Source organism: Lysobacter sp. Soil_N_23 (assembly GCF_057656135.1).
This window is the reverse complement of the sequence record NZ_JBDGKY010000017.1, coordinates 66,775-79,720: the sequence shown is the minus strand read 5'-3', so window position 1 is coordinate 79,720 and position 12,946 is coordinate 66,775. Positions and strand designations below refer to the sequence as shown.

Sequence of the window (12,946 nt, the reverse complement as noted above, 5' to 3'; positions counted from 1 at the left end):
GCTCCGGCGGCGCGATGTTGATCGGTGTCAATGTTCTGTCCGGGCCGTGGGGCTTCGAAATTCCTGCAAGCAGCCGCCGCGCGCTGCAACTGGACCTGTTTCCGCAGACCGGCGCCGGGTGCTGTCAGAGCACGGGGCGGCTGGCGAGGTCGCGCTCGCCGCGCAGGGTCTGTGCCTGTGCCTGCGCCTGCTCGGTCTGTGCGACGTCGCCAAGCACGCGGTAAAGGGCCAGCGTCGCCCAGGCCACGCGGTAGTCGCTGCTGGCGAAGGTGTCCAGGCCGCCCAGCACTGCGGCGGCCGGCTGCGGTTGCGCCGCATCGAGCAGCAGCAGGGCGTGGGCTACGCCGGCGAGGACGCGCTCCTCAGGGCTGCCCTGCCGTGCGGCGCGTGCCGACGCGCGATCGATCGCGGCCAGCGCGGCATCGCGGTGGCCCTCGCCCTCGTCGACCAGTGCGCGGGCAACGGCCCATGCCGTGGGGGTCTCGTCGTTGCCATCACCGGCGCCGGTGGGTGCGCGCGCCAGCCATCGGCGCGCCGTGGCCATATCGCCATCGCGCAATGCGGCCTGCACCGCGGCCAATGCCGTCGTGCCGTTGACGTCATCGCCCGCGGGCGGCGGCGTGCGTGCAAGCGTGGCGGCGTCGCGCTGCCGGCCCTGGGCCAGGCGCAGGCGGATCCAGCTTTCACGCAGGAACGATTCGTTCACGCCGAGCGTCTTGAGGCGTTCAAGGCTCGCCTGCGCAGCGCGCAGCCGGCCGTTGGCGAGTTGTGCCCTGGCTTCCGCAAACCCGATGTTGATGGCCAGGCTGGCGTCCTCGATGGTGTGGAACTGCACGCGCGCGCGTTCAATCGTGGCCAGCGCCGCGCCCGGTTGTGCCAGTTGCAGCTGGGTCATCGCCTTGGAGGTGAGCGTGGCGGCCAGGTAGTCGCGCACGCCGAAGCGTTCATAGGTGGCGATGGCGCGGTCGAATTCCTGCAGCGCCTGCGGGTAATGCCCGCGCTTGGCTTCGATGATGCCGAGGTTGGTGCCGACCATCGCCGCTTCCACCAGGTCGCCGGCGCGCTGCATCGCGATGCGCGCCATGCCCATGTCGCGGACGGCGGCCTCCATCTGCTTCTGCTCCACCTGCGCCACGCCACGGCCGTTGTAGGCGTTTCCGAGCAGGCTGGGATCGTCGAGGCCGGTGGCATTGGCCTCGAGCACGGCGAGGGCCTGGGTGTATCGCGCCTGCGCTGCGGGAAAGTTCTGGCGACGGATCTCGACCGCGCCCAGGCCCATCAGCGCCTTGGCGCGCACGTCGGTTGCGGGCGGCTCGCGCTTGTCGTCGAGCAGCGCGAGGAAGGCCTTCTCCGCCTGGTCGATGTGACCGGAGCGGTATTCGAGCTGTCCTTCGCGCACTTTCAGCCCGGGATCGGCGCGCTGCTGCGGCGGCGCGGCGTCGATGAGGCGGCGCACTGCTGCAAGCTGGCCGGTGCTGAGTTCGGCATCGATCTGCTGCACGCGTTCGGTCAACGCACTGGGCCTGGCCTCGTCGATCGCCGCACGACGGCCCATGCGACGCAGCCAGGAATCGGTGGCGGCGGCCGCGGCGGCAAGCGCGGTAGCACCGCGCGTTTCGATCTGCTGATCGCGTGCGCCGTCCTTCCATTGCAGGCGCACGAGCCAGCCGCGCGGGTCCCGTCGTGCTTCCGGCGACAGCACCCATTGCGCGCCGCTGCCGGACTGCAGTTTCTGCCAGGCGTCGGCGCTGCTGTTGACGACATCGCCGACCTGCGCGCTCAGGTGCAGCGTCTGGTCGCTTGGCAGCACCTTCATGCCGCTGCGACGCACGCGGCTGGCGATGTAGTCCATCGCGCCCAGGCGCACCCACGAGGACTCGGCGTCGCCCGGCGCGACGCGCACCGGCAATACCAGCACGACATCGCGCTGGCCCTGCGTGGTCGGCACGGTGCCTTGTCGCACATGCCACACCCAGCCGATGGCGACGGCGACGGCAATCGCGACCATGGTCGCGACCAGCCAAGGCCATCTGCGGCGCGGTGCGGATCGCGGCGCAGCCAGTTCGGCGACCGGGATGGCGTCTTCATGTGTCGATGCGGCGGGCAGTTCGTCGTGCAGCTCAGGCGCAGGCCGCGCGTCCGGCGCAGGCGTCGCGCTGCCGTTGCTGGCGATCTCCTCCACCGGTGCCATCCAGCGATAGCCGAAGCGCGGCACCGTGCGCACCTTCGCCTGCCGGTCGCCGCTGTCGTCGAGCGCCTTGCGTGCGCGCAGCAGCGTCTGCGCGACGACGGTGTCGCTGGTTTCCACGCGGCCCCATACCGCGGAGATCAGTTCGTCGCGGCCGACGGCGCGGTCACGGTGGGCGATGAGGTACGCCAGGCACTCGAACGACTTGGGCGGCAGCGCGATGCGCTCGTCACCGCGCCACAGCTCGCGCGTGGCCGGATCGAGTTCGAATGCACCAAAGCGGTACCGCGTCTGGGGCATGCGCCCGCTCGCTCTCTCGGTTGGCCCCGACATCCCCGTTCGGCATCGGGCGGCCTGCCGATGCTAAGCGATCAGCGCCTTGCATGCCGGTCCCGGCCGCAGTCCTGCGGCACTGCTGCGCGCGGTCAGCGTATCGCGATGTCGAAGAGGACGGACTGCTGCCGGGCCGCGGAGGTCTCCCACGCGCGGTGGTAGTCGAAGCGGAGTTGTGCCGCTCCGGGTTGCAGCGCACGGAAGGTCCAGGTACGCACCGTGCCGGCAGCGGCGTTGCCCGGGCCCGCGGGCTCGGCGCCGGGGTCGGTTTCGATCCGCAGCACGCTGCTGGCGGCGCTCTTCAGGTCCCAGCGGTAGCCGGTCGCCGGGCTGTCGGAAAAATGCACGCGCAGCGACTGCCCCGCATTCAACTGCACCGGCGCGCGTGCGTCGGTGGCGGCCACGTCGACGGCATTGCCGTCACGCATGACGTCCACGCGCTGCAGCGCCTCGGATTCGCCGTGCACGTTGCCCTGCTCGTCGAGCAGGTGCAGTCGGCCCTCATCGACGCGCAACAGCGTCAGTGCGCGGTTGCCCGAGGGCAGTTCCAGGCGGTAGACGCTCAGGCCCGGACCCAGGGACGGCGTCGGACGCGTCGACCAGGTGCCGGACAGTTCGGCCGTGGATTGCGCACCGGGCTGCAAGCGCGTACGCAACAGCGAGTAGCGCTGCGGCGCAGCGTTGTCGTCCGGCGCGTACAGCAACAGGTCCCAGTGGATGCCGCGACAACCGTCGCACGGCAGCGTGCCGATGTAGCGCGCGTAGGGCCTGATGGCGTCGGACGCACCGCCCTTCCCGCCTGCCTGGCTGTCGATGCCGCAGGACGTGAGCAGCGGCAGTGCCAGCAGCATGGCCTTCCAATGTCTGTGAATCGCGATGACACATCTCCTGATCGAAGCGTCCGGTCGGGGCCTCCCCTCCCCGACCGGACGTTCGTTACTGCGTATTGCGGCGTCCGTGTCCGGAGCCCTGGTTCAGAGCACGCTGGTTCAGAGCACGCTGGCTCAGAGCACGCGGGTTCAGAGCACGCGGACGCGGGCCAGCACACCGGCGGCATCGGCCGTCGCCGTCACCTTGAAGTAGTACTTGCCGTTGGCGGGCGCGTTGATGGTGATGATCTGGTTGGTGCCCGGACGCACCGAGGCGCCGATGTTGGACGACTGCAGCGGCTCGGCCTCGTAGTTGGCGTACACCGCGAGCGTGCCGCGGCCGCTGTACGTGGAGAACTCCAGGCGCGACTTGCCGGTCGGCACGTCGATCACGTAGATCACGCTCTGGCCCGAGGCCAGCGGCGGCATCGCTTCGGCGACGTTGTTGACCAGCGGGCGGCCGGTGAGCGGCTGGCCAAAGGTCTTCGCGCGTTCCACCGCGGCGGCGGCATCGACGATGCCCGAGCCGATCGGCTTGGTCGCTTCGGGCTTCACCGGGAACGGACGCGACGAGGCCTTCAGCATCCCTTCGATCACGGCCGGGGCCAGCGGCTTCGGTGCCACGCTCTGCATCAGCGCGACCACGCCGGCGACATGCGGCGTCGCCATCGAGGTGCCGGTCATGCCGACGTAGCGGTCGCCTTCCGGCGTGCTGGTGCCGGTGTTGTGCGTCGACCAGATGTAGCCGCCGGGGACGCCTTCCACGCCGGCGCCACCCGGTGCGGACAGATCGACGCCTGCGCCGTAGTTCGAATAGCCGGCGCGCTGGCCGCTGGCCCCGGTGGCACCGATGGTGACGACGTTGGCGCAGCTGGCCGGCGAGTGGCCGGTGACGTCGGCGTTGTCGTTGCCGGCGGCGACGACAACGGTGGCGCCCAGCGACACCGCCGTGTTGATGGCCGACTGCGTTTCGACTTCGCAGACGTGATTGCCGCCGAGGCTCAGGTTGATGACTTCGGCCGGATTCGGATTTACCGGAACGCCTTCGACCGTGCCGCCTGCGGCCCAGACGATCGCGTCGTTGATGTCGGAGGTGTAGCCGCCACAGCGGCCCAGCGCGCGCACCGGCACGACCTTGGCCTTGTAGGCGACGCCGGCGCCGCCGACGGCATTGTTGGTGACTTCGGCGATCGTGCCCGACACGTGCGTGCCGTGCCAGCTGCTCGCGCTGGCCTGCGAGCCTTGGCCGCAATCGTTGGCGACGGTGCCATCGCCCAGGTCCCAGCCACCCGGCACGCGCTCGTCGGTGGGACGACGCGACATGAAGGCATCGGTGATGAAGTCGTAGCCCGGCAGGAGATTGGCTTCGAGGTCGGCGTGATGCGTGGCGCCGGTGTCGATCACGGCAACGACGACGCCCGCGCCCGTTGCGCCGCTGTCCCAGGCGGTGGTCACGCGCGCGCCACCGGCGCCGGTGCCGTAGTGCCACATCTGGTGCGAAGCCAGCATCGGATCGTTCGGCATCGCGGTCGGGCGCATGATCGCGTCGACGCCGACGTATTCGACGTTCGGATCGGCGGCGATGGAGCGCATCAGCGCTTCGGCCTCGGTGCGGTTCAACCGCTGGGAGGCGCGTACGACGTGCTTGCCGCCGAAGGTGGCACGCAGCGTGTTGACGCGTAGCGCCGAGGTGCCCGCGGCGATCTTCGCGCCCATCTGCGGGCGTGCGCGGGAGATGGCGGCATCGAGCGAGCGCTGGCGAGCCGCCGGCTGCACGCGCTCGGCGCTGCCGTTGCGGTACTTGACGATGAAGCGCGGGGAGATGGCGGCGTCGTTGACGGCGGACAGGTCGACGGTCGCGTCGGCGGCCAGCACCGGCGCGCAAACGCCGGCAAGCATCAGGCTCAGAACAGTACGGCGGAGGATCATGGCGGTTTCCTGTGTTCGAGTGGAATCACGGCGCCCGAACCGGGCGCCGTGCAATGCGGGGGAAATGCAGGGGATCAGAGGTCGATGCCGAAGCCGACGCCGGCGGAGCTGTCGTCGCTGCTGAAGGCGCCGCCGATGCTCATCGAGGCGCGATCGCCGATCGCCTTGGAGTAGCCGACCGACAGGGCGCTCTCGCCGTTCTGCCAGCCCGCGCCGACCGCGACGCGGCCACGCGGGCTGCGGCTGTTGGCGGCGTTGATCGCCATGTTCATCATGGCGCTGCTCATCGCGCCCTGGCGGTCGATGCGCTCGTCCTGCTTGCCCAGGCGCAGGCCGATCTCGTCACGCAGGCCGCTGAACTCGTCGCTCAGCGATTGCAGGCGACCGTCGGTGTAGGCGTTGGCGCGGGTCAGCGTCTGCGTCGCGGTGGTGTCGGTGTAGGCATTGGCCGTGGCCACCGCCTGCGCATCTCCGCTCTGCATCTGCTGCACGTTGGCGGCGTCGGTCGCGGCAGTGCCGGCGGCGACGTGAGTCACCTTGCGCTCGTTGCCGGCGCTGCCCACCGACACGGTGCTGGCTTCGTCGGCGACCGAGCCGCGGCCCAGTGCCACCGAGTTCTCCGCCGTCACCGTGGCGCCCTGGCCGAGCGCCGTGCCGCACCCCGCAGTCACGTTCGCATCGGCACCGATCGCCACCGCGTTGGTCGCGGCCGCGCTGATGGTGGCGTTGTTGCCCAGCGCGGTGCTGCCGTCGGCGTGGACCTGCGTACCGGTGCCGATGGCGATGTCGCTGCCGTCCTGCGCATGGCTGCCGGTGCCGATCGCCATGCCCGCGCCGGTACCGCCCGGTACCGCAGTGCCCGGGCGGTGCTCGAGCGAACCGAGGCGGTCGATGATGCCGCCCAGTGCGTTGTCGATGCCCTGGAACGTGGCACCGACGGTGCCGTAAGCGTTGCCCCGGATCGAATACGTCGGTGCGACGAACATGCCGTCCGCGCCGTTGAAGCCGCCGACACCGAAGAAGTCGCTCACCGACTTCAGCTGCGCCAGGTTCACCGCCTGGTTGTTGGCGGTGGCGGCCTTGACGTTGGAGATCGTGGTGCCGTCGGCGCCGCCGAGGGTGATGGCGCCCTTGCCGGCCGCATCGTCGTACTTCACCGCGGCCGCATCGAGGTCGCCCATCGCGCTGCCGATGCTGGCGATGTTGGCCACAGCGACGTCGAGCTGGCCCTTGTTGACGGCGTCGGTGGCTTCGGTGCCGGCGGCGAGGTTGGTGATCTGGCGCTCACCGCCCTGCGTGCCCACCGACACCGTGTTGGCGCGGTCGGCCTGCGAGTTGGCGCCGAGTGCGACCGCGTTGTCTGCCATCGCCATCGCGCCGTTGCCGAGCGCGGTGCCCAGGGTGCTGTCGGCGACCGCGAAGCTGCCCACCGCGACGCTGTCGTCGCCGTTGGCGGCGGCGTTGTAGCCGCTGGCGACGCTGTTGATGCCGATCGCGAAGGCATTGGTGCCCATGGCCAGGCTGTTGCCGCCCTGTGCCAGTGCATACGCGCCGAAGGCGGCGTCGTACTCGCCCATGGCCTGGCTGTGGTCGCCCACGGCCGTGGCCGACATGCCGGCGGCCTGGCTGCCGGCACCGATCGCCGTGGCGTACGTGGCGTCGGCCATCGCGCCGTCGCCGACGGACAGGGCGTAATCGGCCGAGGCGCTGGCCTGGCTGCCGACCGCCATCGCGTGGCTGATGTCGGCACCGCCGCTGACGCCGATGCGCGCGCCGACACCGATCGCGGTGTTGGTCGTGCCCATGCCACCCCACACTTCGGTGCCGGTGCCGATGGCGATGTCCTCACGCCACGTGGCCACGGCCTTGTCGCCGATGGCAATGCTGTCGATGCCCCAGGCGACGCTCTCGGAGCCGATCGCGATCGCCATCGCATCGTGCGCCTGGCTCATCACGCCCACCGCGACACTGCGATGGCCGTCGGCTTGAGCAACGAAGCCCAGCGCGGCCGCGCCGTTGATCAGCACGCCACTGGTGTCCTGGTACTGGCCGGACACCTGCTGCGCATCGTTCGGGTGGTCGGTATCGCGGTCGCCGGTCTTGGAGCCGACGCCGAGCGCCACGTCGTAGTTGCCCCAGCTGTACGCGCCGCCACCCAGCGACTGCGAGCCGACGCCGAGCGAGACGCTGCGGCCATACGGGCTGATACCGGCGTTGGGCGTTGCCGGGGCACCAAACGCCACGCCGTAGTCGACGTAGCTGCCGATCGCCGTCGAACCCGCAGCCACGGCATAGGTATTGGTGCCGATGGCGGTGGAGCGGTTGCCGTAGGCCCAGGCCTGGAAGCCCAGTGCCGTGCCAGCACCCCTGACGGCCGCGGCGCCGGGGCCGACCACGGTCGAGTTGGTGTCCTTGAGCACCGCTTCGTACTGCTGCAGGCCGGTGACCGGGTCGTAGACGTAGTGACCGTCCTCGACCTTGGGCAACAGGGTATCGCCCGATGTCTGCGCGCCTTGGCCGATCACCACGTTGTTGGTGCCCTGCGAAGCAGCGCTGGTGCCGATGACGACGGAGTTGGTCGCGGGGCCGACAGTGTTGTAGACGCCGGCCACGCCGTTGACGACGACCACCTGCGACACCTTGGCCTCGGCGCGGGCATTGGCACCCATGACGATGGCGCCGTTGCCGTTGGCGCGTGCGCCGTTGCCGATCGCCATCGCGTTCTGCACCGGGCCGGCCAGGTCGGTCTGAACGACCGTGGTCACGCCGGCAGCGGTGGACGAGGAGATTCCACCGATGACCATTTCGGTGGTGGCGCCGGTACCCATCGCGAGGTTGTTGGCGCCATTGGTGCGGGCGGCGTTGCCCATGGCGATGCTGTTGGTGTTGTTGCCCGCGGCCGGCGACGTGGTGGCCGTGGTCGTGACGACGTTCGGCGTGCCGATCACCGTGGTCTTGGTGGTGGTCGTGCGCTGGGCCTGGGTCTGGGCCTGGGTGCCCATGGCGATGCTGTTGTCCGGCGTGGCGACCGACTGCAGGCCGACGGCCAGGCTGCCCTTGCCCAGCGCCTGGGCGGCGGCACCCATCGCGGTGGCGTTGTCGCCATTGGCCCAGGTCATTTCGTTCGCATCGACCAGGCCGTCACCGTCGAGGTCGACCCAGCTGCCGATCGCGGTGGTGTTCTTGCCGGTGGCCTGGCTCTCGTCGCCGATGGCGGTGGAGCGGTCACCCTGCGCCTTGGCGCGCGGACCGCAGGCCAGGGCATCGGCGCCCGGCGCGGTGCTGTCGACCGGGACCACCGTTCCGCTGGCATCGACCAGTTGGCAGTTGACGCCCGCGTAGGCCGGCACGGCCATGGCGGACAGGAGCGCGACGGTCAGGACGCGGCGTTGCAGACGGGTTGCGGACGGCAGCTTGGAAGGCATGACAGGTCTCGGTTGGGAATGGACGAAGGGACCATTCGCCGCCGGCCCCCTGCTCCCAACCGTGTTCCCTGCCACCCCCAACGGCTTGAAAGCGCCATCACAACCCACGGCCTTGCCATCACATTTCGATGACAGGGCCGAGACAACTTCATGAAATTACGGATTTTTCTACCCGCGCCGGGGTGCGGGCGTGCTGATCGCGGCATCGCGACGCGCTTTCCGCGGCCGGACGGTGCCGGCCGCGGAAATCCCACGGGATGCCTACAGGTCGATGCCGAAGCCGACGCCGGCGGAGCTGTCGTCGCTGCTGAAGGCGCCGCCGATGCTCATCGAGGCGCGATCGCCGATCGCCTTGGAGTAGCCGACCGACAGGGCGCTCTCGCCGTTCTGCCAGCCCGCGCCGACCGCGACGCGGCCACGCGGGCTGCGGCTGTTGGCGGCGTTGATCGCCATGTTCATCATGGCGCTGCTCATCGCGCCCTGGCGGTCGATGCGCTCGTCCTGCTTGCCCAGGCGCAGGCCGATCTCGTCACGCAGGCCGCTGAACTCGTCGCTCAGCGATTGCAGGCGACCGTCGGTGTAGGCGTTGGCGCGGGTCAGCGTCTGCGTCGCGGTGGTGTCGGTGTAGGCATTGGCCGTGGCCACCGCCTGCGCATCTCCGCTCTGCATCTGCTGCACGTTGGCGGCGTCGGTCGCGGGAGTGCCGGCGGCGACGTGAGTCACCTTGCGCTCGTTGCCGGCGCTGCCCACCGACACGGTGCTGGCTTCGTCGGCGACCGAGCCGCGGCCCAGTGCCACCGAGTTCTCCGCCGTCACCGTGGCGCCCTGGCCGAGCGCCGTGCCGGACGCCGCAGTCACGTTCGCATCGGCACCGATCGCCACCGCGTTGGTCGCGGCCGCGCTGATGGTGGCGTTGTTGCCCAGCGCGGTGCTGCCGTCGGCGTGGACCTGCGTACCGGTGCCGATGGCGATGTCGCTGCCGTCCTGCGCATGGCTGCCGGTGCCGATCGCCATGCCCGCGCCGGTACCGCCCGGTACCGCAGTGCCCGGGCGGTGCTCGAGCGAACCGAGGCGGTCGATGATGCCGCCCAGTGCGTTGTCGATGCCCTGGAACGTGGCACCGACGGTGCCGTAAGCGTTGCCCCGGATCGAATACGTCGGTGCGACGAACATGCCGTCCGCGCCGTTGAAGCCGCCGACACCGAAGAAGTCGCTCACCGACTTCAGCTGCGCCAGGTTCACCGCCTGGTTGTTGGCGGTGGCGGCCTTGACGTTGGAGATCGTGGTGCCGTCGGCACCGCCGAGGGTGATCGCGTCCTTGGTGGCAGAGTCGTCGTACTTCACTGCCGCGACATCGAGCTGGCCAACCGTGCCGCCGACATCCGCGATGGCCTGGTCGAGCTGGCCCTTGTTCACCGCATCGGTGTCCTGGGTACCGGCCGCGACGTTGGCGATCTGGCGGTCGATCGCCGTGTGCACCACGCCGGCCGAGTCAGTCCAGTCGTTGTCCGCACCGACCGAGACCGTATTGGCACGGTCGGCCAGCGAACCGGCGCCCAGCGCGACGCTGTTGGTCGCCGTCTTGGTGGTCCAGGCGTTGGAGCCGATCACCGTCGCATTCACCGCCTGCGCATAGCTGTTGAAGCCCAGCACGCTGGCCCCGTCTTCGGTCGCCCACGCCTCGCCACCGACCGCAGTGGTGAAGTCGGCGTTGGTCGTGCTGGCTGCGTCCTTGCCCGCCAGGCCATGCGCACCAAGGCCGGTCGAGTAACGGCCATGGCTCTGCGTGCCCGCACCGAGCGCCACGCTGTGATAGCCAGAGGCCCCAGCGGCGGCGAGCGTCTCGATGCTGCTACCGCCGATGGCGACCGCACCCTGGCCATTGGCACTGCTGCTCGAGCCGATCGCGACCGAATAGGCGAACGTTGCCTGGGCGCCGTAGCCCAACGCCGTGCTCTGCCAGCTACTTGCCATGGCGCTGCCGAAGGCCGCGGAGTTGGTGCCGGTGGCCTGGGCGCCGTTGCCCACCGCCGTGGCGCCCAGCCCGGAATTGCTGCTCCAGCCCATCGAGACGCCATAGGCGCCGGTGGTCTTGCTGTTGAAGCCGATCGAGACGGAGTTGATACCGTTGGCCCTGGCGTTGTAGCCGATGCCGACGCCGGCGCTCGTCGAATAACTGAAGGCGCCGAGCGTCACGTTCCAGCCGCCGGAGCCGGTCAAGGCCTGGTAACCGATCGCCACGTCATACGTGCCCGACGCCGCTGCGCCATAGCCCCCGGCGAAACCGTAGTTGCCCAGCGCGTTTGAACCGTAGCCCACCGCAGAAGCGCCAGTTCCAAGCGCGAAGCTGTTGCCACCGAGCGCCATCGACATGTCGCCAAGCGCGTTGCTCTGGAAGCCGAACGTGGCGCTCTGGCTGCCGACGGAGACGCTGCCGCTGCCCACCGCCGCGCTGTCGTCGCCGATTGCGGCGGCATTCACGCCGATGGCCAGGCTGTTGACGCCGATGGCGCCGTCGTTGGCAAGGTTGCCGCCGGCCGTGCCGCCGTCGTTGACGCTGGTGTAGTGCGTCGTTGCCTCGGCCGTTGCCGCCTGCAGCTGCCCCAGGTTGACTGCGTCAGTTGCTTCGGTGCCCGCGGCGACGTTGGTGATCTGGCGGTCGATCGCCGTATGCACCACGCCGGCCGCGTCGGTCCAGTCGTTGTCTGCGCCAACCGAGACCGTGTCGGCACGGTCGGCCAGCGAACCGGCACCCAGCGCAACGCTGTTGGTTGCCGTCTTGGTGGTCCAGGCATTGGCGCCAAGCACGGTGGAGGACACCGCCTGCGCGTAACTGTTGTAACCCACAACAGTAGCCTCGTCCTCGGTTGCCCAGGCCTCGGTTCCGATCGCGGTCGCGCGCGCTGCGTCGCTCACGCTTGCCGCATCCTGGCCGGCCCTGGCGTTGTAGCCGACCGCCACGCCGTGCTGGGCAGACGCACTGTTGGCGCCCAGTGCCACGCCGTACATCGAGGCGCTTGCCTGCGCGCCCAATGCTGCGCCGGCGCTTGCCGCGCTGGCGCTCTGACCGACGGCAGTCGCCACTTCGGCCGCCTGGCTGAAGGTGCCTATCGCGGTTCCGAAGAAGCCCGCCGACGAGTTGGCACCCACCGCGACGGCTTGCCATTGGCTTGCCGTGGCAAAGGCGCCGATCGCCGTGGTTTCGCGTTGCGTCGCCCAGGCACTGTTGCCGACGGCTGTCGCAGCCAGACCCGCGGCCTGCGCGTCGGTCCCGAGGGCCGATGCGAAGATGCCTTGCGAAAGGCTGCCGCTGCCGATTGCAACGCCGCCGCCGGTGTTGGCGGCACTGTTGCGACCTATAGCGATGGCGCCGCTGCCGTTGGCGGTCGCGCCATAGCCAATCGCGGCGCTGTAGTCGCCAAGCGCAGTGTTGCCGTAGCCCATGGCGGTGCTGCCAGTGCCCATCGCGAAGTTGTTGCCGCCCACGGCAGTGGCGTAGTCGGCCAGAGTATTGCTCTGGTATCCGATCGCGGAACTTTCAATGCCCTGCGCCGCGCTTCGGACGCCGACGGCCACGGTGTTGTCATCGAGTGCAACGCTGCCATCGCCAATGCCGATTGCGCTCACGCCAAGCGCGGACGCGCCGGTGCCCACCGCGATCGCATTGCTGTTGACGGCCGTGGCCGCCGAACCCATCGCCATGGCGTCGCCACCGGAGGCCGAGGTCGCAGCGTTGCCGAGCATCATGTTGCCGTCTGCTCCGCCACCCAGATTGACGCGGCCGCTGTTGACGCTGAGTTGGCCGCCAAGGCTGAGCGAATTGGCCCCGGTGCCGTTGCCGTGGAACAGCACCCGATCGGTCTGCGTGTCGGCGTCGGTCGCGTCGCAGCCGGAGGCGTCGCCGACGGTGACCGCCGGGCTGCCGTTGTCGTCGGCGACTGCGACGCAATCGGCGTCGTTGCCGTCGTTGATGTACACACCCTCACCGGCGATGGCCGATAGCGATATTCCCGACGACAACAGCAGCGCCAGGGCGATGGCCAGCGGGCCGCGCGCCAGCGATGCGTGCGCGGCGCCGGTCGAGCCGACGGTGTCGCTGCTGGCCAGTTCCGACGCCACGACCACTTGGCCGAGTGCCTTGTTCCAAACCTTGCTGTAGATCTTGTTCACGTGTTTTTCCTCTGGCGGACACCGGGCCCGGA

The 12,946-nt window shown here is 69.8% G+C and carries 5 protein-coding genes; all 5 read right to left on the bottom strand.

Annotated elements, in window-relative coordinates:
- Positions 1 to 124: 124 nt before the first annotated feature.
- The 5 genes from AC3A3X_RS13305 to AC3A3X_RS13285 all read right to left on the bottom strand — a co-directional run bounded on the left by AC3A3X_RS13305 (position 125) and on the right by AC3A3X_RS13285 (position 12,914).
- Positions 125 to 2,488, bottom strand: a complete 2,364-nt coding sequence (locus tag AC3A3X_RS13305; RefSeq protein WP_487583505.1) for a winged helix-turn-helix domain-containing protein — start codon at positions 2,486 to 2,488, stop codon at positions 125 to 127.
- A gap of 125 nt (positions 2,489 to 2,613) precedes the next feature.
- The gene (locus AC3A3X_RS13300; RefSeq protein WP_487583504.1) at positions 2,614 to 3,372 is read right to left on the bottom strand and encodes a protease inhibitor I42 family protein; all 759 of its coding nucleotides are present in this window, start codon (positions 3,370 to 3,372) and stop codon (positions 2,614 to 2,616) included.
- Between the two features lie 168 nt (positions 3,373 to 3,540).
- Complete coding sequence (locus AC3A3X_RS13295; RefSeq protein WP_487583503.1) at positions 3,541 to 5,319, bottom strand: S8 family peptidase; 1,779 nt, start codon at positions 5,317 to 5,319, stop codon at positions 3,541 to 3,543.
- Positions 5,320 to 5,393: 74 nt separating this feature from the next.
- Positions 5,394 to 8,744 carry a YadA-like family protein gene (locus AC3A3X_RS13290; RefSeq protein ID WP_487583502.1) on the bottom strand — a complete coding sequence of 1,117 codons (3,351 nt, stop codon included), beginning with the start codon at positions 8,742 to 8,744 and terminating at the stop codon, positions 5,394 to 5,396.
- A gap of 261 nt (positions 8,745 to 9,005) precedes the next feature.
- Positions 9,006 to 12,914 (bottom strand): ESPR-type extended signal peptide-containing protein, encoded by a 3,909-nt coding sequence (locus AC3A3X_RS13285; protein WP_487583501.1) that lies wholly within the window; start codon positions 12,912 to 12,914, stop codon positions 9,006 to 9,008.
- Positions 12,915 to 12,946: the final 32 nt, after the last annotated feature.